18 protein-coding genes are annotated in these 21,654 nt (G+C 66.2%); 9 read left to right on the forward strand and 9 right to left on the reverse strand.

Annotated features, from left to right (window positions below; all coding sequences use genetic code 11):
- Nucleotides 1–72 precede the first annotated feature (72 nt).
- Together hemB and yihA are read right to left on the reverse strand one after the other, a co-directional pair.
- Complete coding sequence (gene hemB / locus A7W11_RS14880; protein WP_066414249.1) at nt 73–1,083, reverse strand: porphobilinogen synthase; 1,011 nt, start codon at nt 1,081–1,083, stop codon at nt 73–75.
- Nucleotides 1,080–1,703 carry a ribosome biogenesis GTP-binding protein YihA/YsxC gene (gene yihA / locus A7W11_RS14885; protein WP_066124776.1) on the reverse strand — a complete coding sequence of 208 codons (624 nt, stop codon included), beginning with the start codon at nt 1,701–1,703 and terminating at the stop codon, nt 1,080–1,082. The genes hemB and yihA overlap by 4 nt, the downstream gene beginning before the upstream one ends.
- A 290-nt stretch (nt 1,704–1,993) precedes the next feature.
- On the opposite strand from yihA, the gene A7W11_RS14890 reads away from it, so the two are divergent.
- The 3 genes from A7W11_RS14890 (at nt 1,994) to ccsB (ending at nt 6,260) form a co-directional block, all read left to right on the forward strand.
- Complete coding sequence (locus A7W11_RS14890) at nt 1,994–2,695, forward strand: c-type cytochrome (RefSeq protein WP_156523105.1); 702 nt, start codon at nt 1,994–1,996, stop codon at nt 2,693–2,695.
- A 133-nt stretch (nt 2,696–2,828) separates the two neighbouring features.
- Entirely contained in the window at nt 2,829–4,910 is a 2,082-nt protein-coding gene (locus A7W11_RS14895; RefSeq protein WP_066414252.1) for a cytochrome c biogenesis protein ResB, read from the forward strand.
- Nucleotides 4,911–4,922: 12 nt separating this feature from the next.
- Nucleotides 4,923–6,260, forward strand: coding sequence for a c-type cytochrome biogenesis protein CcsB (gene ccsB, locus A7W11_RS14900; protein WP_066414261.1), 1,338 nt, complete (start codon nt 4,923–4,925; stop codon nt 6,258–6,260).
- A 125-nt stretch (nt 6,261–6,385) separates the two neighbouring features.
- Here the strand turns inward: ccsB and A7W11_RS14905 are convergent, their stop codons facing one another.
- The 3 genes from A7W11_RS14905 to lptM all read right to left on the reverse strand — a co-directional run bounded on the left by A7W11_RS14905 (nt 6,386) and on the right by lptM (nt 8,548).
- Nucleotides 6,386–6,655, reverse strand: a complete 270-nt coding sequence (locus A7W11_RS14905; RefSeq protein WP_066414263.1) for a hypothetical protein — start codon at nt 6,653–6,655, stop codon at nt 6,386–6,388.
- Between the two features lie 271 nt (nt 6,656–6,926).
- A complete protein-coding gene (gene lysA, locus A7W11_RS14910; RefSeq protein WP_066414265.1) occupies nt 6,927–8,222 on the reverse strand; it encodes a diaminopimelate decarboxylase in 1,296 nt (431 codons plus the stop codon).
- Nucleotides 8,219–8,548 (reverse strand): LPS translocon maturation chaperone LptM, encoded by a 330-nt coding sequence (lptM, locus tag A7W11_RS29065; protein ID WP_328587206.1) that lies wholly within the window; start codon nt 8,546–8,548, stop codon nt 8,219–8,221. The genes lysA and lptM overlap by 4 nt, the downstream gene beginning before the upstream one ends.
- On the opposite strand from lptM, the gene cyaY reads away from it, so the two are divergent.
- Nucleotides 8,460–8,789, forward strand: coding sequence for an iron donor protein CyaY (gene cyaY, locus A7W11_RS14915; protein ID WP_066414267.1), 330 nt, complete (start codon nt 8,460–8,462; stop codon nt 8,787–8,789). The genes lptM and cyaY overlap by 89 nt on opposite strands.
- Nucleotides 8,790–8,854: 65 nt before the next feature.
- Here cyaY and A7W11_RS14920 read toward each other — a convergent pair whose 3' ends face one another.
- Nucleotides 8,855–11,302, reverse strand: coding sequence for a penicillin-binding protein 1A (locus A7W11_RS14920; RefSeq protein ID WP_066414270.1), 2,448 nt, complete (start codon nt 11,300–11,302; stop codon nt 8,855–8,857).
- 114 nt (nt 11,303–11,416) lie between these two features.
- On the opposite strand from A7W11_RS14920, the gene A7W11_RS14925 reads away from it, so the two are divergent.
- The 3 genes from A7W11_RS14925 to A7W11_RS14935 all read left to right on the forward strand — a co-directional run bounded on the left by A7W11_RS14925 (nt 11,417) and on the right by A7W11_RS14935 (nt 14,362).
- Complete coding sequence (locus A7W11_RS14925; protein ID WP_066414272.1) at nt 11,417–12,049, forward strand: shikimate kinase; 633 nt, start codon at nt 11,417–11,419, stop codon at nt 12,047–12,049.
- Nucleotides 12,046–13,125 (forward strand): 3-dehydroquinate synthase, encoded by a 1,080-nt coding sequence (aroB, locus tag A7W11_RS14930; RefSeq protein ID WP_066414274.1) that lies wholly within the window; start codon nt 12,046–12,048, stop codon nt 13,123–13,125. The genes A7W11_RS14925 and aroB overlap by 4 nt, the downstream gene beginning before the upstream one ends.
- 109 nt (nt 13,126–13,234) lie before the next feature.
- Entirely contained in the window at nt 13,235–14,362 is a 1,128-nt protein-coding gene (locus A7W11_RS14935; protein ID WP_066414277.1) for a deoxyguanosinetriphosphate triphosphohydrolase, read from the forward strand.
- Nucleotides 14,363–14,609: 247 nt separating this feature from the next.
- Here A7W11_RS14935 and A7W11_RS14940 read toward each other — a convergent pair whose 3' ends face one another.
- From A7W11_RS14940 to uvrA, 3 genes are all read right to left on the reverse strand, one after another.
- Nucleotides 14,610–15,677, reverse strand: a complete 1,068-nt coding sequence (locus tag A7W11_RS14940; protein WP_066414279.1) for a helix-turn-helix transcriptional regulator — start codon at nt 15,675–15,677, stop codon at nt 14,610–14,612.
- Nucleotides 15,678–15,802: 125 nt separating this feature from the next.
- Entirely contained in the window at nt 15,803–16,465 is a 663-nt protein-coding gene (locus A7W11_RS14945; protein ID WP_066414282.1) for a glutathione S-transferase family protein, read from the reverse strand.
- A 53-nt stretch (nt 16,466–16,518) separates the two neighbouring features.
- Entirely contained in the window at nt 16,519–19,380 is a 2,862-nt protein-coding gene (uvrA, locus tag A7W11_RS14950; protein ID WP_066414283.1) for an excinuclease ABC subunit UvrA, read from the reverse strand.
- Nucleotides 19,381–19,672: 292 nt separating this feature from the next.
- Between uvrA and A7W11_RS14955 the strand changes: the two genes are divergently transcribed.
- Both A7W11_RS14955 and ssb read left to right on the forward strand, forming a co-directional pair.
- Nucleotides 19,673–20,881 (forward strand): MFS transporter, encoded by a 1,209-nt coding sequence (locus tag A7W11_RS14955; RefSeq protein WP_066414284.1) that lies wholly within the window; start codon nt 19,673–19,675, stop codon nt 20,879–20,881.
- 207 nt (nt 20,882–21,088) lie between these two features.
- Nucleotides 21,089–21,610, forward strand: a complete 522-nt coding sequence (gene ssb / locus A7W11_RS14960) for a single-stranded DNA-binding protein (protein ID WP_066414293.1) — start codon at nt 21,089–21,091, stop codon at nt 21,608–21,610.
- The last annotated feature ends 44 nt before the right edge of the window (nt 21,611–21,654 follow it).

A 21,654-nucleotide genomic window follows, 5' to 3' on the forward strand; every position in this document is an offset into this window, starting at 1 on the left:
GGCAGCAATGAAAACGGCCGGTGTGGAAGTCTCCTTCCACACCGGCCGTTTCGTTTTCCACCTACGTGCCGATCAGGCCTTCAGCAGCGTGGCCGCGTCGATCGCGAAGTACGTCAGGATGCCGTCCGCGCCGGCGCGCTTGAACGCCAGCAGCGATTCCATCATCACCTTGTCGTGGTCCAGCCAGCCGTTGGCGGCCGCGGCCTTGATCATCGCGTACTCGCCGCTGACCTGGTAGGCGAAGGTGGGCACGCGGAAGGCGTCTTTCACGCGGCGCAGTACGTCCAGGTAGGGCATGCCGGGCTTGACCATCACCATGTCGGCGCCTTCCTGCAGATCGGCGGCCACTTCGCGCAGGGCTTCGTCGAGGTTGCCCGGATCCATCTGGTAGGCTTGCTTGTTCGACTTGCCCAGGTTGGACGCCGAACCCACGGCGTCGCGGAACGGACCGTAGAACGCGCTGGCGTACTTGGCCGAATAGGCCATGATGCGCGTGTGGATGTGCTGCGCGTCTTCCAGCGCCTGGCGGATGGCGCCGATGCGGCCGTCCATCATGTCGCTGGGCGCCACGATGTCCACGCCGGCGTGCGACTGCACCAACGCCTGACGGATCAGGATCTCGACGGTGGGTTCGTTCAGCACGTAGCCGTCCTCGTCGATCAGGCCGTCCTGGCCGTGGCTGGTGTAGGGGTCCAGCGCCACGTCGGTCAGCACGCCCAGTTCGGGGAAGCGCTGCTTGATCTGAGCGACCACGCGCGGGATCAGGCCATCCGGATTCGTGGCCTCGATGCCGTCGGGCGTCTTCAGCGACGGATCGATCACGGGGAACAGGGCCAGCACCGGGATGCCCAGTTCGACGCAGCGCTCGGCCACGGCCAGCAGCGTGTCGGGCGAATAGCGCATCACGCCGGGCAACGAGGCCACGGGTTGCGCCAGGCCCTGGCCTTCGGCCACGAACACCGGATAGATCAGGTCATCGACGGTCAGGGCATTCTCGCGCACCAGGCGACGAGTGAAGTCGTCGCGGCGCAGGCGGCGCGGGCGCGAAGCGGGAAAGGCGGGCGAGATGATGTGCGGATTCATGGTACGACCTTCGGGGAAATCCAGTTTTCGATCACTTCGGTCGCTTCCGGCAGGCCGATGCGTTCGGTGGAGGAGAACGGCACCGCGCTCAGGTGGCCGATGTCTGCCAGTTCCTTGCGCACGGCCTGCACGGCGCGGATGCGCTGGCCGTAGGGCAGCTTGTCGGCCTTGGTGAGCAGCGCCATGACGGGGCGGCCGGTGGGAGCCAGGAAATCGGCCAGGCGGCGATCCAGCGGCGTGACGCCGCGGCGGATGTCGATCAGCAGCACGACACCGGCCAGCGAGGGGCGATCACGCAGATAGCCGCCCAGGATGTCGGCCCATTGCTCTTTCTCGCGGTGCGCGACCGAAGCGTAGCCATAGCCGGGCAAGTCGACCAGGAAACCGATGTGCTCGCCGGGCACGAGCGGGTCGGGCAGGCCGAACAGATTGATCAGGCGGGTGCGGCCGGGCGTCTTGCTGGAGTAGGCCAGGCGGCGCTGGTTGCACAGCACATTGATGGCGGACGACTTGCCGGCGTTGGAGCGGCCCACGAAGCAGACTTCGGGCGCGCTCGGAGCGGGCAGCTGATCGAGACGGGCGGCCGAGATGGTGAACGAGGCGCGGTGCAGGATGGACACGGGTATACCGGGGGGGTTGATTTCGATCCCTATTGTATAATCCGGCGTTTGCAACATAGGTCCCCGCACGAGGGATCGGCAAATTCGTCCGCGATTCTTGGTCAGTAGTATCTGAGTCAAAACGGGACTGAGTAAAGAGGGGCGGGAGGCCGGAGACGACACGTAAGCCATCGATCATGGCCATCAGGCCATGCGCGCGGCATACGCGACGTGGAAGCAGTAGGCGTGCGGGCAGGCGTAGGCGCGGTGTTCATCGTGCCTTGATCGATACCGATCGTCGAGGTTTACACATGAAGCATGTGCTGTCCCGGATGTTGGTAGCAAGTGGGCTGATGCTGGTCGCATCGGCATACACCGTCAGTTCCGCAGCGGAAGCGGGCGCCGGACCATCGAAACCCGATGCCGCGAAGGGCGAACAGCTGTTCACTCAGGGCGATGCCGCGCGAGGCATCATCGCCTGTGTGACCTGTCACGGGCCGGGGGGCAACAGCTCGCTGCCGGCCAATCCCAATATCGCTGCCCAGCCGCACGAGTACCTGGTCAAGCAGCTCACCGACTTCAAGACCAAGGAAGGCGCCAAGATGCCTGCGCGCAATGGCGCGGGGGGCAATCCCTCGCCCATGACGGCCATCGTCCAGTCGATGACGCCACAGGACATGCAGAACGTGGCCTTGTATCTGGCTGCGCAACCCCTCAAGCAGCCTGCCACCGCCGGCCAGAAAGACCTGGTCGAACTGGGCCGCAAGATCTGGCGCGGCGGCCTGCCCGATCGCGGCGTGCCCGCCTGCGCGGCTTGCCACAGCGCCAATGGCGCCGGCATTCCCGGCCAGTATCCGCGCCTGTCGGGCCAGTTTCCCGCCTATCTGGAAGAGCAACTGAAGCTGTTTCGCAGCGGCGACCGCAAGAGCAGTGTTCCCATGCATGACATCGCGGACCGCATGACAGATGCCGACATCAAGGCCGTCGCCGACTACGCCGCCGGTCTGCGCTAACATAGCGCCTGCCGGCCGTACCCCGTCAGGGGTGCTGTTTTGCAGCCGCCATTGAAACACTCGCGCACGGAACTCAAACCCGTGTCGCACTGTCCATGAAGGGGAGCCGCGGCGCCGCGGCTCCCTTTTTCACATGAATTCAACCTTTCCCCCCCGATCCCGCTCTTCGCTGCGCAGTCTGCCTGGCGAACTGGTCGAGCTGCTGAGCTCGATGCGTTTTGCCGTCAGCCTGCTGATGTTCATCTGTGTGGCGAGCATCGTCGGGACGGTGCTGGCGCAGAACCGTCCGTCCAACACCTACGTCGACCAGTTCGGTCCGTTCTGGTACGAGGTGTTCGACAAGTTCTCCATCTGGCACGTCTACAACAGCTGGTGGTTCCTGGTGATCATGGCGTTTCTGGTGGTGTCCACCTCGATCTGCCTGATCCGCAACGCGCCCAAGATGCTGCGCGATGCCCGCTCGTTCCGCGAGCACGTGCGCGCCAGCAGCCTGCGCGCCTTCCCGCATCGCGTCGAGGCCGAACAACCCGTGCCGGTGGACCAGGCCGCCGCCGACGTGCGCGCCAGGTTGGGTCAACTGGGCTATGCCGTGCGCGAGCGACGCGACGGCGACGGCGTGATGCTGGCCGCCAAGAAGGGCAGCGCCAACCGCCTGGGCTACATCTTCGCCCACGCGGCCATGGTCATCATCTGTATTGGCGGGTTGCTGGACAGCGAACTGGCCGTGCGCCTGCAGGTCATGCTGGGCGGCAAGCATCCCATCACCGACAACATGCTGATCGCCGACGTGCCGCCCAGCGGACGCCTGTCGGTGGACAACCCCAGCTTCCGCGCCAGCGTGCTGGTGCCCGAGGGCAGCCAGGTCGGCACCGCCGTGGTCATGGTGGGCGATGGCGCGCTGGTGCAGCCACTGCCGTTTGCGCTGAAGCTGAAGAAGTTCATCGTGGATTACTACTCCACGGGCATGCCCAGCCGCTTCGCCAGCGAGGTCGAAGTCACCGATCCCGACAACGGCAAATCGTTCGACGCCACCATCGAGGTCAACGAGCCGCTGCGCTACAAAGGCGTCACGGTCTACCAGTCCAGCTTCGACGACGGCGGCAGTTCCGTGCAGCTCACCGGCTATCCGCTGGTGGGCGCCGAGGCCAATACGTTCCAGCTGGACGGCACGGTGGGCAAGCAGTCCGAACTCACCGCCACGGGCGCGCAGGGCAAGCCCTATTCCATGCAGGTGGACATCACCGCGCTGCGGCCCATCAACGTCGAGGACCTCAGTTCAGGCCGTCCCGAGGCCTCGCGCGCCGCCATGAGCCTGGGCGACCACGTGGCGTCGGTGTCGGGCAGCGCGGCCGGCAAGAAGAACGAGAACCTGCACAACGTCGGCCCCAGCATCGAATACCGCCTGATCGACGATGCCGGCCAGGCCCACGAATTCCGCAACTACATGCTGCCGGTCACGCTGGATGGCGCGCAGGTGCTGCTGGCAGGGGTGCGCAACAGCGCCGCCGAGCCCTATCGCTATCTGCGCATCCCGACCGACGAGAACGGTTCCGTGGCCGAATTCATGCGCCTGCGCGCCGTGTTGAACGATCCGGCCGCGCGCCGCGAGGCGGCGCACCGCTTCGCGCAGCGCAATGCGCCGCCGGGATCCGACCTGGCGCCGCTGCAGACCGCGGCCGAACGCGCGCTGGAAACCTTCTCGCGCGGCGGCCTGCAGGCCATCGCGGATTTCCTGCAGACCAACACGCCGCCCACCGAGCTCGAGCGCGCCGCCGACGTGGTGGTGCGCCTGCTGGGCGCCAGCGTGGCCGAGCTGCGCACGATCGAGCGTCAGCGGGCCAATCTGCCGCCCGTCACCGAAGACGACGCGCAGGCGCAGTGGTCGCGCCTGGCCGTGGCCGCGCTGTCCGACCTGTCCGTCTATCCCGCGCCGGCCTTCTTCGCGCTCAGCGATTTCAAGCACGTGCAGGCCAGCGTGTTCCAGGTCAGCCGCACACCCGGCAAGACCACCGTCTATATCGGCTGCCTGCTGCTGATCCTGGGCGTCTTCTCCATGTTCTACATCCGTGACCGGCGCGTCTGGGCCTGGGTGCGTCCGTCCGCCAATGGCGGCAGCGACGTCCTGGCAGCCATGACGTCCCAACGGCGTACACTCGACTTCAACCAGGAATTCGAGCGCTTGCGCCAGGCTCTGACGCCGCAACCCAGGTCCTGAGGCTTTTCTTTCATGTCCACCACCACTACTTCTCCCTCGCCGGCCGCCTGGCCGCAAGGCGTTTCGGCCACGGGCGACAGCCGCGAGCGCCGCGGCCGTCCCGATTGGACCGACGCCGTTTTCTTCCTGCTGCTGGCCGTTGGCGCGGGCTTCGCGATCAACCGCTTCGGCCATGCCATGGATTACTACGAAACGGTGATCCTGTGCGGCCTGGTGCCCGCGCTGACCTGGCTCGGCTGGCTGTGGCGGCCGCTGCGTGGCCTGATGATCGCCTGTGCGCTGGCGGCCGGCCTGGCGCTGATGCTCTACCAGAACGACCTGGCGCGCGCCGAGCACGTGTTCTTCCTGAAGTACCTGTTCTCGTCGCAGTCCGCCGTGCTGTGGATGTGCGCGCTCTTCATGCTGGCCACCGTGTGCTACTGGGGCGGCATCGTCAGCCCCACCAGCGCCTGGCTGGGCACTGCGCTGACCTGGGGCGCCGTCTTCGCCGGCCTGACCGGCCTGCTGGTGCGCTGGCGCGAAAGCCATCTGATGGGCCCCGACCTGGGCCACATTCCGGTCAGCAACCTGTACGAAGTGTTCGTGCTGTTCTCGCTGATCACGGCGCTGTTCTACCTGTACTACGAACGCAAGTACGCCACGCGCGCCCTCGGCGGCTTCGTGCTGCTGGTCATCTCGTCGGCCATCGTGTTCCTGCTTTGGTACTCGTTCACGCGTGACGCCGGCCAGATCCAGCCGCTGGTGCCGGCCCTGAAAAGCTGGTGGATGAAGCTGCACGTGCCGGCCAACTTCATCGGCTACGGCACCTTCTCGCTGGCCGCCATGGTGGGCTTCGCCTATCTGATCAAGCAGCATGGCGAAACGGCGTCGTGGGCCAAGCTGGCGCCGCTGTTCGTGCTGGGGGTGCTCTTGTGCGCCGAGCCCATGGTGTTCCGCACCGATGGCCTGTCGGCCACCTGGATGATCTACGGGGGCGTGGGCGTGGTCATCACCGGCCTGATCCTGGCCGCGCGGCGTCCCATTGCCCGCGCGCTGCCATCGCTCGAAGTGCTGGACGACATCATGTATCGCGCCATCGCGGTGGGCTTCGCCTTCTTCACCGTGGCCACCGTGCTGGGCGCCCTGTGGGCCGCCGATGCCTGGGGCGCCTACTGGCAATGGGATCCCAAGGAAACCTGGGCCCTGATCGTCTGGCTGAATTACGCCGCCTGGCTGCACATGCGCCTGATCAAGGGCCTGCGCGGCAGCATGGCCGCGTACTGGGCCCTGGTGGGGCTGCTGATCACCGGCTTCGCCTTCCTGGGGGTGAACATGTTCCTGTCGGGCCTGCACTCGTACGGCGAGCTGTAGGCGCGGGGCTGCCTGCCGGACAGGCGAAATTCAATGCGAGCGGGGCGGCGCAGGTGCCGCCCCGCTTTGTTGTTGCCTGGGCAACGCCGTGACCGCATTTCGTGAGGTGCGAAGGTCGCCAGGCGTCAGCGCGCGAATGCGCGACGCAACCGTTCGGCCTCTGCCTTGTTCAGCCGCTGCGCTTCCTTCTCTGCATAATGCGCTTCACCCGGTTCGTACGAGCCCTTGAAGATGCAGCTGCGCCGGTTCTTGCGGCAATTGGCTTTTTCCTGCGCGGCTTTCGCGTCGTCGGCCTTGCTGGCTTCGCTGCTGGACGGGGTATCGCCGTCCTTCTCAGACGATGCGTCCTTGCCGGTGGTCGAGCAGCCGGCGATGGCCACGGCCACGACCAGCATTGCGCCGCATCGGTTCAACAGTTGGATCGCAGACAAGTTCTTTCCGCCGTACAGGCATGCCCAGGTCGTTCTTTATAGCAAACCTGGCCAGGGGCGGTGCTGCTTACGCTGGGGACGGCGACTGCGGCGAATGCCGTCCTTATTCTCCGCATAATTTGCGGGAAATAGATCGGCTGAATCATCGTCAGCGGATAAAAAATCCGATCAGGCGGCAAGCCGCGTGATCGGACTGTTTTCCTTGGCGCACCCACCCAGGCGCCAGGGCTGGCGATCAGGGCAGCGTCGTCTCGCCCCGCATCAAATCCTCGATGGTTTCGCGCTGGCGAACCACGTAGTACTTGCCGCCGTCGACCATCACCTCGGCCGGGCGGCCGCGCGAGTTGTAGTTGCTGGCCATCACCATGCCGTAGGCGCCCGCGGATTCCAGCGCCAGCACGTCGCCTTCCTCCACGTGCAACTGACGCTGGCGCGCCAGCCAGTCGCCGCTTTCGCACACCGGGCCGACCACGTCGTATTCCTGCGTGGCGCCCTGGCGCGGCGTCACGGCGCGCAGGCCGTGATAGGCCTCGTACAGGGACGGGCGCAGCAGGTCGTTCATCGCGGCATCGACGATGGCGAAGTTGCGCGCGTCCGCGTGCTTCAGGAACTGCACGGTGGTCAGCAGCAGGCCGGCGTTGCCAACCAGCGAGCGGCCGGGTTCCAGCATCAGGTGCAGGTGGCCGTAGCCGCGCGCCTGCAGGCGGTCGAACACGCGGTCCAGCAATGCCTTGGGCGAAGGCGGGACTTCATCCGTGTAGCGGATGCCCAGGCCGCCGCCCAGGTCCAGGTGTGCGATGGTAATGCCGGCGGCAGCCAACTGGTCGATCAGGTCGAGCAGCTTTTCCAGCGCATCGAAATAGGGACTGATGTCGGTGAGCTGCGAGCCGATGTGGCAATCGACGCCGACCACTTTCAAGCCCGGCAGCGAGGCCGCCAGGCGGTAGGCGTCCAGCGCGGCTTCGATGGCGATGCCGAACTTGTTTTCCTTCAGGCCGGTGGAGATGTAGGGGTGCGTCTGGGCATCCACGTCGGGATTGACGCGCAGCGACACCGGCGCCACCTTGCCCATTTCGTGGGCAACTTGCGACAGGCGGCGCAGCTCGGCCTGCGATTCGACATTGAAGCACTTCACGCCGGCCTCGATGGCCATGCGCATTTCCCAGGCCTGCTTGCCCACGCCCGAGAACACCACGCGCGACGGATCGCCGCCCACTGCCAGCACGCGCTGCAGCTCGCCGCCCGAGACGATGTCGAACCCGGCGCCCATGCGGGCGAATTCCTTCAGCACGGCCAGGTTGGAGTTGGCCTTCATGCCGAAGCAGACCAGCACCGGGCGATCGCCGATGGCGTCGCGGTACGATTGCCAGGCGGTGGCCAGCGCAGCGCGGGAATAGACGTACAGCGGGGTACCCAGCTCGGCTGCCAGTTTGTCCAATGCCACGCCTTCTGCGTGCAGCACGCCGTCGCGGTAATGGAAATGCGGATGGCCAGCCAGTTCGGGCTGGATCAAGGAGGCGGACGAGGTCATTGGGAGGTGCTGTTGGAAGGAAGCTGGGGGGTGCTGCTGCCGGGCCGATTCGTGGAGGAGGCCTGCTGGTTGCCTCTGCCGGCGCCTTTGGCGTCATCTCCGGGCATGTACAGCGGCCCCTTGAAACCGCAAGCGGCCAGCATGCTGGCGGCTGCCAGCGTGGCTACAATGCGTAGAGCCTTGCGGCTGCATGCCAGTGGGGACACAGAAGACTCCGTAAATCGTGCAGATGGAATTATGACCGAAACCGAATTTCTTGCGTTGATCGACCAGGTGCTGGACAGCATCGAGAGCCAGTCCGACGACTGGGCCGCTACGCTCGACATCGATGTCGAAGCCAGCCGCAGCGGCAATGTCCTGACCCTGGTGTTCGAGGACGGCACGCATGTCGTCATCAACTCGCAGGCCGCCATGCAGGAACTGTGGGTGGCCGCGCGCACCGGCGGCTTCCATTATCGCTACGATGGCCAGCAGTGGAATGACACCCGTGGCGGCCCGGCGCTGCCCGAGGCCTTGTCGCAGATCTGTTCCCTGGCCGCGGGCCAGCCTGTGACGGTCCGCGTGTAAACGGGCGCCTGTAAGCCGGGCGCGCGTCTGACATGCGGGCCGCCCATCAGGGCGGCCCGTTTTGTCTAGAAGGGAATGTTCTGCGACCAGGTCTGGCCGCCGCGCGCGCCGGGGGCGGCGCGGATCTCGCTGTCGTCGCGCAGGCCGTTCAGGAAGTCGCCCAGCGAGTCGCCTTGCTGCGCGGCAGGGGCGGAGACCAGGCCCAGCGACGCCACGGCCTGGCCCGGCGGATACTCGGAGAAGTAGTATTCGCCGCCGTCCACCAGCAGGCCTTCCGGACGCGGGCGCTGCTTTTCTTCGGGTACGCCCTTGAGCATTTCCTGCATGTATTCCAGCCAGATCGGCATGGCCACGCCGCCGCCGGTTTCACGCGAACCCAGCGAGCGCGGCTGGTCGTAGCCCAGCCAGGCGGTGCCCACCAGCGCCGGCGTGTAGCCCGAGAACCAGGCGTCGACGGATTCGTTGGTGGTGCCGGTCTTGCCGGCCACGTCGCTGCGCTTGAGCGTGGCGCGCGCGCGCGCCGCGGTGCCGCTGGTGGCGACCCCGCGCAGCATGTCGTCGGCGACGAAGGCCGTGCGCGGATCGATGGCGCGGATCGACTGGTCGCCCGCCGTGACCGGCTTGGACTGCATCAGCACCTTGCCCGAGCTGTCGGTGACGCGGTCGATGAGGTAGGGCGTGACGCGGTAGCCGCCGTTGGCGAACACGGCGTAGGCGCCGGCCAGTTGCAGCGGCGTCACCGAGCCCGCGCCCAGCGCCAGCGGCAGCACGGCCGGCTGGCGGTTCTTGTCGAAGCCGAAGCGGGTCAGGTACTCCTGCGCGTACTGCGGGCCGATGGCCTGCAGGATACGGATGGACACCATGTTCTTGGACTTGTACAGGCCCTGCCGCATCGTCAGCATGGGCTCGTACTGGTTGCCGTAGTTTTTCGGGTGCCAGGGTTTGGAGCCCGTTTGCGCAGCCGTCAGTTCGAACGGCTGGTCGGAGATCTGCGTCGCCGGCGTCAGGCCGCGTTCGAGCGAGGCGGCATAGATGAAGGGCTTGATGTTCGAGCCGGGCTGGCGCCAGGCCTGCGTGACGCGGTTGAAGTTGCCGCGGAAGAAGTCGAAGCCGCCCACCAGCGCGCGGATCGCGCCGTCCTGCGGCACCATCGACACGAAGGCCGCCTGCACGCCCGGGAAGTTGATGACTTCCCAGTCGCCGTCGTACTTGTGGATGTAGACCACCGAGCCGCGCTTGATGCGCACGTTCGGCTTGGCCTTGTCGCCCAGCGCGCGCGCCACCACGGACAAGGCCTTCTTGCCGTTGATGGTGATGATCTCGCGCGAGCTGCGCGCGACCTTGATCTCGGTCGGGCTGGCGGACAGCACCACGGCGGTCAGCAGGTCGCCGCTGTCGGCGTACTTGTCGTAGACGCCGTCCAGGAATTCGTCCAGCGTGGCGGGGTTGTTCTCGACGCCCTCAGGCATGTCGAGCTGGTCTTCGGGGCCGGGGTAGGGCGCGCGGCGCGTGTATTCCAGCACGCCGTCGCGCACCGCGTTGTAGGCCACTTCCTGGTCCTTGGACACCACCGTCGTGTAGATGTTGATGCCGCGCGAATACAGGTTGTCCTGGTACACGTTGTACAGCAGTTGGCGCGCCAGCTCGGCCACGTACTCGCCGTGGATGCCGTACACGCCGCCGGCCGAGGCTTCCATCGACTTGAACACCAGTTGCTGCGCGGTGGCGGTCTTGTACTCGGGTTCGGTCAGGTAGCCCAGCGAGTACATGCGGTTCAGCACGTAGCGCTGGCGCAGTTCGGCGCGCGGGCGGTTCGACAGCGGATTGAAGCGCGACGGCGCCTTGGGGATGCCGGCAAGCATGGCGGCTTCGGCCGGCGTGACCTCGGACAGCGGCTTGCCGAAATACGTGCGCGACGCGGCGGCGAAGCCATAGGCGCGATGACCCAGGTAGATCTGGTTCATGTACAGCTCGAGGATCTGGTCCTTGGTGAGCTGCGATTCGATCTTGAAGGTGAGCAGCAGTTCGTAGAACTTGCGCGAATAGGTCTTCTCGGACGACAGGTAGAAGTTGCGCGCCACCTGCATGGTGATGGTGCTGGCGCCCTGCGATTTCGAGCCGCTCATCAGGTTGGTCAGGCCCGCGCGCGCCACGCCGGCCCAATCCACGCCGCCGTGCTGGTAGAAGCGGTCGTCTTCCGCGGCCAGCACGGCCGACTTCATCACGTCCGGGATTTCATTGAAGCGCAGCACGTTGCGGCGTTCTTCGCCGAACTCGCCGATCAGAACCTTGTCTGCCGTATAGACGCGCAGCGGCACGCGAGGCCGGTAGTCGGTCATCGCGTGCAGGTCGGGCAGGTTGGGCCAGGCCAGCGCCAAGGCCATGCCGGCCAGCAATGCGCCGCACAGCCCCAGGCCGCCCAACAAAATGCCGGTCTTGACGAAGAACCGCAAAATCGGCGAGCCGCCGGAGGCGGGCTGGTCCTGCTTCGAAGAATTCTGGCGCTTGCTCATCGCGGCGATTTTACGGTGAACTCCGGGTGTGGCTCAGGCCCGCGACCCGGTTTCTGTAACAAAATAGTTCCGGTGTGGTAAGCGGGCAACTGGCGGCAATGGGATAATGCCGGCATGAATGTTTTTGCGAATCCTTGCGCGCCCCTGGACGCCGCCGCCACCGACGCCGAGTGCGCCGGTGCGCGCGCGCTGCCCTGCGGCGAGCCGCTCGCCAGTCTGCCGTACGATCTGCCCATCTTCCTGGTGGGCATGATGGGCGCCGGCAAGACCACCATCGGGCGTGGATTGGCACGCGCGCTGGGCCGCGAATTCGTCGACCTGGATCATGAACTGGAGGCACGTTGCGGCGTGCGCGTGCCGGTTATCTTCGAAATCGAGGGCGAGGCGGGTTTTCGCCGCCGCGAGGCGAGCGCGCTGCAAGAGTGTACCCAACGCCGGGCGATCGTACTCGCCACGGGTGGCGGCGCCATCCTGGCCGAAGAAAACCGCAGGCTGCTGCGCGAACGCGGCGTGGTGCTCTATCTGCGCGCAAGCGTGGATGAACTGTACCGCCGTACCTGCCGCGACCGCAATCGTCCGCTGCTGGCCACCGCCGATCCCCGCGGCACCCTGCGCCAGCTGCTCACACTGCGCGAACCCCTGTATCACGAAGTGGCGCACCTGGTGGTCGAAACCGGCTGCACGCCGGTGTCCTCCCTGGTGAAGTCGCTGATTCCCAAGCTGCAAGCCTACGAGGCACAACAATGACCGTGGTCGTCGACGTCGACACCCCTGGCGGACGCTATCCCATCCACATCGGCGCCGGCCGGCTCGACATGCTGGACGCCAGCGTTCCTGCCGACGCCACGTCCATCGTCGTCGTCACCAACCCCACGGTCGGTGCCCTGTACGCCGAGCGCGCCCTGGCGGCCCTGCAGCGCACGGGCAAGCGTGTGCTGCGCATCGACCTGCCCGACGGCGAGGTCTACAAGGACTGGCAGACGCTCAACCTCATCTTCGACGGCCTGCTCGAGAACCGCTGCGATCGCCGCGCCCTGCTGGTGGCGCTGGGCGGGGGCGTGATCGGCGACATGGTCGGCTTCGCGGCGTCCGTCTACATGCGCGGCGTGCGTTTCCTGCAGGTGCCCACCACGCTCTTGGCCCAGGTCGATTCCTCGGTGGGGGGCAAGACGGCCGTCAACCACCCGCTGGGCAAGAACATGATCGGAGCATTCCACCAGCCCGTCGCCGTCGAGATCGACACTGACGTGCTGCGCACGCTGCCCGACCGAGAAATCTCCGCCGGCCTGGCCGAAGTCATCAAGTACGGCCTGATCCTCGACCCCGAATTCTGGAACTGGTGCGAAGCCAATGCCTCCGCATTGCGCGCCTTGCAGCCCGAGGCCGTGTCGCACGCCATCCGCCGCTCGTGCGAGCTGAAGGCGCGGGTGGTGGGCAAGGACGAGCGCGAGTCCGGGCTGCGCGCCATCCTCAACCTGGGCCACACCTTCGGGCACGCCATCGAGTCCGGCATGGGCTATGGCGAATGGCTGCATGGCGAGGCCGTGGGCTGCGGCATGGTGCAGGCCGCCGAGCTCTCGGCGCGCGTGACCGGCTTTCCCGCGGCCGACGTGCAGCGCGTGCGCACGCTGGTGGCCGGCATCGGCTGTCCGGTGGTGGCGCCCGACCTGGGCGATGACCGCTGGCTGGCGCTGATGCAGGTCGACAAGAAGACCGAAGGCGGCGAGATCAAGTTCGTGCTGATGCCGCGCATCGGCGAAGCCTGCACCCGTACCGCGCCCGAAGAGGCCGTGCGCGACGTGTTGCGGCACACGGTGGCTTGATCCCCCGGGGCCGCCCCAGTGATGAACTTCTCCACGGGGTGGCGGCGCGCGGCGCAAGCAGGCACCATGCATGCTTTGAGGGCATCATGAATCGGGAGTCGGATCGTCGATGACAACACTGGCCGTCTACGCTTGTCACCCCAATCAATCGCGTGGCCGGGCGCACGATGAGACGCCCGCCAGCAACCGTACCGAGTTCCAGCGAGACCGCGATCGCATCGTGCATTGCACGGCGTTCCGCCGGCTCGAATACAAGACCCAGGTCTTCGTCAATCACGAAGGCGACCTGTTCCGCACCCGCCTCACGCATAGCCTGGAAGTCGCGCAGATCGCGCGCACGCTGGCGCGCAGCCTGGGCTTGTCCGAAGACCTGATCGAAGCCATCGCGTTGGCCCATGACCTGGGCCACACGCCCTTCGGCCACGCCGGCCAGGATGAACTGAACGCCTGCATGCGCGAACTGGCGCCTGCGGCCGGCGGCTTCGAGCACAACCTGCAAAGCCTGCGCGTGGTCGACGAACTGGAAGAACGCTACGCCGACTTCAACGGCCTGAACCTGTGTTTCGAAACGCGCGAGGGCATCCTCAAGCATTGTTCCGCGGCGCATGCGCGTCAGTTGGGCGACGTCGGGCTGCGCTTCCTCGAGCGCACGCAGCCTTCGCTCGAAGCCCAGGTCGCCAACCTGGCCGACGAGGTGGCCTACAACAACCACGACATCGACGATGGCCTGCGTTCGGGCCTGATCACGATCGAGCAATTGCAGCAAATTCGCATTTTCGCGAGGCATTACGCCGAGGTGATGCAGCGCTATCCGCAATTGGCATCGCGCCGCGCCGTGGCGGAAACCATCCGGCGCATGATCAATACGTTGATTGCCGACTTGACTGCAACCACCCTGTCAATGATCCGCGAGCACGCGCCGGACTGCGTCGATGCGGTCCGCCAGGCGCCGCCGCTGGCCGGATTTTCAACGGCCGTGCGCGAAGAGGCCGACGAACTCAAGCAGTTTCTTTTCCGCAACCTGTATCGTCATTATCAGGTGGTGCGCATGACCTCCAAGGCGCGGGGCATCGTGCGTGAGCTTTATGCCGCATTTTTGCAGGATCCTCGCCTGCTGCCGCCCGATTATCGACGCGACGACGATACGGCGCAGGCACGGGCGATCGCCGATTACATCGCCGGCATGACCGATCGTTATGCCATTCGCGAACATCGCCGTTTGTTCGAAATGAGCTGATTGACGAGTCTTGACAGAGATATCCCCCAAACGGGGGATGCGGGCGTAAGACCAAGCGAATAAGATTACCTTGCACATTCGCCGTGCTTGCCCGCCCGCCGGGATGCCAAATGGGGCACCATGACATCTCTGGCCGGGCGGGGCCTTTTCTCCCCCCCGATATTTCCACCAGATAATCGCTAAGTGATTACTCGCTTATGCGCGACTATCGCGGTTCGCCTGCAATGCGGTGTATCGCGCCTTTTATTCAGGCGGGCCCTTGCAACAGCGAGGCCAGGCGCAACAACTCTGCCTGGCGATGTGTTCCCGTCTTGTGCAGCATCGACTTGGTCTGCGTGCGCGCCGTTTCCATGGCGATGCCGAGCGTGTCGGCGGCTTGCGTGAGCGTCTGCCCCACCATCAGGCAGTCCAGCAAGCGGCATTCGGCCTGGCTGAAATGGAACAGGTCTTTCAAGACGTCATGCGGCACGGGGGTGCGCAGGCGATCCGGATGAATCACCACCAGCGCGATGGGGCCATCGGGCAGGCCATGCGCGTGCGCCGAGGGCGCCGGCAGCGCTACCGCGTAGCCTCCTTCGTCGGGCAGTCGATGGCCAGCCGCGCGCGCGGCGCCCAACTTGCCGGTGGCCGTGGCCAGCAGGCGGCGCCATTCCGCGCTGTTGCGCAGTTTGCCGGCATGCCGGGCATGCCACTGCTGGGCCGTGCGGTTGCCGGACAACAGCCGGCCGCCTGCGTCCAGCAACAGGATGGGGGTGGAAAAGGCTTCCAGCGCCGCCAGGCTCCAGGCCACCTGACGTTCCAGCGAACGCAGCTTCAGGCGCAATTCGATGGCGCGTTGCAGATGCGGCACCAGGCGCTTGAGCGTTTCTTCGTGCTGGACATCGAAATATCCGCGTTCGCGCTCGCGCTGGAACGACACGATGTGATCCGTGCCTTGCTGGCGCAAGGGAAACGCCATCATCAGCGACCCTACGCCGTGCCGGCGCAGGAAATCGTTGTAGAAGGGCGTATCGCGCATCGACGTGGTGGCGTCGCGCTGGTCCAGGAACGATCCGCCAGCGGAAATGCGGTGCGAAACCGCATTGATGATGTCCTGCTCATGGTAATGCGCTTCGTATTCGGCGACCATGGACGGGTCATTACCCTCGACCTCGCCCACGATAATGCGGCCCGTATCCTGATGGCGCGCCAAAAAAGCGCCGCGGTCGGTATCCAGCGCATGGGCGGCCAAATGCAGGGCTTCCTGCCAGCGGGAGGCATTCGTCACGCCCTCGTACAAGGCGCCGGCGATGCGTAACTCGTGTTCGGGATCCATAGGGGATCGAGGGCTAGCGGAACGGGGCGCGTCTTGTGAGCGCGCTGGATTCCCGATGTTATACCACCGCTCAATTTCTGCCTTATGGCGCAAATTCAGGACATTTGTCCCGCACGAATGGCCCGTTATTGACGCTGCGTGCGGTACGGCTCGTCTTCCGGCACGAAATTCGCTTCGGCGCGAGCCTCTCTCGTCCATTCCTGCATGGCGGGCAGGGCCAGCACGGCGTCCATGTATTCGCGCACGGATCCCACGGCCGGCACGCCGTAGGTGACGAAGCGCGATACGACCGGGGCATAGAAAGCATCGACGATGCCGAAGCGTCCGAACAGGAACGGGCCACCGCTGCCGAACTCGGCGCGCGTGTCCTGCCAGATGGCCTGGATGCGCGAGATGTCCTGCTGCGCTTCGCTGATGTCGATACCGGCCAGGTGCGCTTCCACGTTCATCGGCAACACATTTCGCAGGTGGGTGAAGCCGCTGTGCATCTGTGCCGCCAGCGAACGGGCGCGGGCCCGGGCGCGCGGCTCGGCGGGCCACAACTGCGCCTGGGGATGGCGTTCGGCCGCGTATTCGCAGATGGCCAGCGAGTCCCACACCGCGAAATCGCCATCCAGCAGCACCGGCACCAGGCCGGCGGGCGACACTTTCTCGAGGGCGCGAGCGAATTCGCCGGTGAACAGGCCCACCTTCTGCTCCTTGAAGGCGATGCCGCCGGCACGCAGCGCCAGCCATGCGCGCAACGACCAGGACGAGTAGTTCTTGTTGGCGATGATCAGGGTATACATGAGGAGGTCTCGAGGCCGAGGAATCTCCCCAGTGTACGCCTGGCAGCCCGGTTTCAGTTGCGTTGCAACACGCGCGCGAGATAGCGGCCCGTATGGCTTTCCGGACTGTCCGCCACGTCTTCCGGCGTGCCTTGCGCCACCACCCGGCCGCCGCCGTCGCCGCCTTCCGGCCCCATGTCGACCAGCCAGTCGGCCGTCTTGATGACGTCCAGGTTGTGTTCGATGATCAGCACGGTGTTGCCGCTGTCCACCAGCTGGTTCAGCACCTGCAGCAGCATTTCGATGTCGCGGAAGTGCAGGCCCGTGGTGGGCTCGTCCAGGATGTACAGCGTGCGGCCCGTGCTGCGCCGCGACAGTTCCAGCGACAGCTTCACGCGCTGCGCCTCGCCGCCCGACAGCGTGGTCGCGCTTTGTCCCAGGCGGATGTACGACAGGCCCACGTCCACCAGCGTATGCAGCTTGCGCGCGATGGCGGGCACGGATTCGAAATATTCCAGCGCCTGTTCGACGGTCAGGTCGAGCACTTCGCTGATGTTGCGGCCGCGATAGCGGATCTCCAGGGTCTCGCGGTTGTAGCGCTTGCCGTGGCACACGTCGCAGGGCACGTACATGTCCGGCAGGAAGTGCATCTCGACCTTCACCACGCCGTCGCCCTGGCAGGCCTCGCATCGGCCGCCCTTGACGTTGAAGCTGAAGCGGCCGGGATCGTAGCCGCGCGTGCGTGCCTCGGGCACGCCGGCGAACAGTTCGCGGATCGGCGTGAACAGGCCCGTGTACGTGGCCGGGTTGCTGCGCGGCGTGCGGCCGATGGGGCTCTGGTCCACGCTGATGATCTTGTCGAAGTGTTCCAGGCCCGTCAGGCTGGCATAGGGGGCGGGTTCGCTCTGCGCGTGGTTGAGCGCGCGCGCGGCGGCCACCGACAGCGTGTCGTTGACGGCCGTCGACTTGCCCGAGCCCGAGACGCCGGTCACGCACACCAGCCGGCCGGCCGGCACGCGCAGCGTCACGTTCTTCAGGTTGTTGCCCGAGGCGCCGGCCAGTGTCAGCCACGGCATGTCTTCCTGGACGGGACGGCGTTTCGGCACCTCGATGGCGCGCGAGCCGCTGAGATACTGGCCCGTCAGCGATTGCCCGTCCTTCTCGATGGCCTGCGGCGTGCCTTGTGCCACCACCTGGCCGCCGTGCTCGCCCGCGCCGGGCCCCATGTCCACCACCCAGTCGGCCATGCGGATCATGTCTTCGTCGTGCTCGACCACGATGACGCTGTTGCCCAGGTCGCGCAGGTGCTGCAGCGTGGCGATCAGGCGGTCGTTGTCGCGCTGGTGCAGGCCGATCGAGGGCTCGTCCAGCACGTACATCACGCCGGTCAGGCCCGAGCCGATCTGGCTGGCCAGGCGGATGCGCTGCGCCTCGCCGCCCGAGATCGTGTCCGCGCTGCGGTCCAGCGACAGGTAGTTCAGGCCGACGTTGTTCAGGAAGCTCAGGCGCGCCTCGATCTCGCGCACGATGCGCTGCGCGATCTCCTGCTTGGCGCCGGTCAGTGTCAGTGCGCGGAACCATTCCAGGCAGGTCGACAGCGGCATGGCCTCGACTTCGTAGATGGCCTGGCCGTGGCGTTCGCCGCCGCCCTGGCCGGCGCGAGGATCGTCGCCGATCAACACGTGGCGCGCCTCGGCGCGCAGGCGCGATCCGCCGCAATCGGGACAGGTCTTGATGGCGCGGTACTTGCCCAGTTCCTCGCGCACGTTGGCCGAGTCCGTGTCGCGCCAGCGGCGCTCGAGGTTCGGAATCACGCCCTCGAACGCATGGCGCTTGGTCGTGCTCTTGCCCTTCTCGTTCAGGTAGAAGAACTGGATCTCTTCTTCGCCTGAGCCGTACAGCACCTTGTGCCGCGTGTCTTCCGACAGGTTCTCGAACGGCGTATCGATGTCGAAGCCGTAGTGCGCCGCCAGGCTGGTCAGCAGGGTGTGGGCGAACGAATTGCGGCGGTCCCAGCCGCGGATCGCGCCGGCGGCCAGGCTCAGTTCGGGAAACGCCACCACGCGCTTGGGATCGAAGAAGCCCACCTGCCCGATGCCGTCGCACGACGGGCACGCGCCCATCGGGTTGTTGAAGCTGAACAGGCGCGGCTCCAGTTCCGGCAGGCTGTGGCTGCACACCGGGCACGCGTAGCGGCTGGAGTAGATCTGCTCGCGCTCGCTGTCCATGTCCAGGGCAATGGCGCGGCCGTCGGCCAGCTGCAGCGCGGTCTCGAAGCTCTCGGCCAGGCGTTGCTTGCTTTCCGGGCGCACGCGCAGGCGGTCGATGACCACGTCGATATCGTGCTTCTCGTTTTTCTTCAGCGGGGGCATCGAGTCGATCTCGACCATCTGCCCATCCACGCGCAGCCGCACGTAGCCCTGTGCCTGCAGGCTGGCGCATTCGTCCTCGAAACTGCCCTTGCGCGCGCGGGCGATGGGAGCCAGCACGGCCAGCTTCGTCTCGGCCGGCCACGTCAGCACCGCGTCCACCATCTGGCTGACGTTCTGCGCCTGCAGGGGCAGGCCGTGGTCGGGGCAGTAGGGCGTGCCCACCCGCGCATACAACAGGCGCAGGTAGTCATGGATCTCGGTGATCGTGCCCACCGTGGAGCGTGGGTTGTGGCTGGACGCCTTCTGCTCGATGGAGATCGCAGGCGACAGGCCTTCGATCAGGTCCACGTCGGGCTTGTCCATCAGTTGCAGGAACTGCCGCGCGTACGCCGACAGGCTTTCCACGTATCGGCGCTGGCCTTCCGCGTACAGCGTATCGAACGCCAGCGAGGACTTGCCCGAACCGGACAGGCCCGTCACCACCACCAGCTGGTGGCGCGGCAGGTCCAGCGATACGTTCTTCAGGTTGTGGGTGCGTGCACCCCGTATGCGAATCGCGTCCATCGGCATTCAAGCAAGTTTAAGCAGTTTCAAAGGCCAACTTGGTACTATAGCGCGCCGAACCTACCCGCGTTCGGGAGCCATCCCGACGGGTTCTTGGGCGGATCGTTTTCGTGGGCGGGTGGCCGGCGGTTGCGCCGGATCCCGCCGGCGCGCCTGCCAGGCCCGGTTTCCCGTGTGTTGCCTGCGGCTCGCTGGTTCTGCCGTCCGTTGTCCTGTTCGTTGTCTCATTCAAGGCCTGGGGCGCGCGTTACGCGCGGCGCCGCGGGCCTCCCGCCCTAACCAGAATTCCTGCATGCCGGCCAGTCCCAAGTTGAAATTGACACCCTCCGAGCGCCGCGCCAGCGTGGCGCTGGCGGGCCTGTTCGCCTGTCGGATGCTGGGGTTGTTCCTGCTGTTGCCCGTGTTCGCCGTGGCGGCGCGCGGATTGCCGGGTGGGGACGATCCGGCCCGCGTCGGCCTGGCGCTGGGCATGTACGGTCTGACCCAGGCGGTCATGCAGATTCCGTTCGGCCTGGCCTCCGACCGTTGGGGGCGCCGGCCCGTAGTGTTGCTGGGCCTGTTGCTGTTCGTCATCGGCAGCGTGGTGTGCGCGCAGGCGGACGACGTGTTCTGGATCACCATCGGGCGCGCCATCCAGGGGGCGGGCGCCATCTCGGCGGCGGTGACCGCCTGGCTGGCGGACGCCACCCGTGACGAAGTGCGCACCCGGGCGATGGCCATGGTGGGCGGCTCCATCGGGATTTCATTCGCGGTCTCGCTGATACTCGGCCCGCTGCTGGTGGGCTGGTGGGGCCTGCCGGGTCTGTTCTGGACCATCGCCTGCCTGGGCGTGGCCTGTCTGGCCGTGGCGCGCTGGGTGGTTCCGGTGGTGCCACGCAGCGACGCGCGCAGCATGCGGGCCGCCACGGCCGGCGAAGTGCTGAAGCATCGCGACCTGCTGCGCCTGAATTTCGGCGTGTTCTGCCTGCACTTCATCCAGGTATCGCTGTTCGTCGTGTCGCCGGCCCTGCTGGCGCAGGCGGGCGGCCTGGCCATCCAGGATCTGTGGAAAGTCTATCTGCCCATCATCCTGGTGTCGTTTGTCTTGATGGTGCCCGTGGTGTTCCTGGCCGAGACGCGCAAGGCACATCGCGGCGCGTTGCTGGCCTGCGTGGGCGGGCTGGTGGTGGTCTGTGGACTGCTGCCGGCGGCCTCGCACGGGTTCTACACCCTGGCAGTTGGCCTGACGGCATTCTTCGTGGCGTTCAACGTGCTCGAGGCCCTGCAGCCCTCGCTGGTGTCGCGCGTGGCGCCGCCGACCCACAAGGGCCTGGCATTGGGCTACTACAACACGGCCCAGGCCGCCGGCCTGTTCAGCGGCGGGGCGCTGGGCGGCTGGATGGCTGCCCATGCGGGCGCGCCCGGGGTGTATGGCCTGGCGGCAGTGTTGGCGGCGCTGTGGCTGCTGGCCAGCTGGGGTTTGAAGCCCCTTGCGGCCAAGGGGTCGTCCGCGGGCGAGTAGCAAAGCGTGACCCTTTGGTCACGGTGGGTATTTGTGGCGGCCCGGCAGATCGCCGATAATGGCGCTCATTCATGGCTTCCTTGGTGCGCCGGTCCATGCGTCTACGCAGACCGGCGTGTTTCATGAAGCCGATCTTGGAACATCTTAGTTGTTGTTGTACGCCCCGCCGCATCCGCGGCCGGGCGGCCAATACACAGGGGTATCGGCATGGCATCGGTCAATAAAGTCATCATCGTCGGCAATCTGGGTCGCGACCCGGAAGTGCGCTACAGCCCGGACGGGGCTGCCATTTGTAACGTGTCCATCGCCACCACGTCGCAGTGGAAGGACAAGGCCTCGGGCGAGCGCCGCGAAGAAACCGAATGGCACCGCGTCGTGATGTACAACCGCCTGGCCGAAATCGCCGGCGAATATCTGAAGAAGGGCCGTTCGGTCTACATCGAAGGCCGCCTGAAGACGCGCAAGTGGCAGGACAAGGACACCGGCGCCGACCGCTACAGCACCGAAATCGTCGCCGACCAGATGCAGATGCTGGGCGGCCGTGACGGCGGCGAAAGTGGCGGGGGCGGCTACGGCGGCGGCTTCGACGAGAACAGCGGTGGTGGCGCTCCGCGCCAGCAGCGCGCGGCCCCGGCCTCGCGTCCGGCTCCGCAGCGCCCGGCAGCGCCCGCGGCGGCTCCGGCCGGCGGCGCCAATCTGGCGGATATGGACGACGATATTCCGTTCTAATACCTCACCAGCCTGTTTTGTTGTTAGATAGCCCCCTTCTCCCT

The organism is Bordetella ansorpii (assembly GCF_900078315.1).
GTDB classification, from domain to species: domain Bacteria; phylum Pseudomonadota; class Gammaproteobacteria; order Burkholderiales; family Burkholderiaceae_B; genus Bordetella; species Bordetella ansorpii.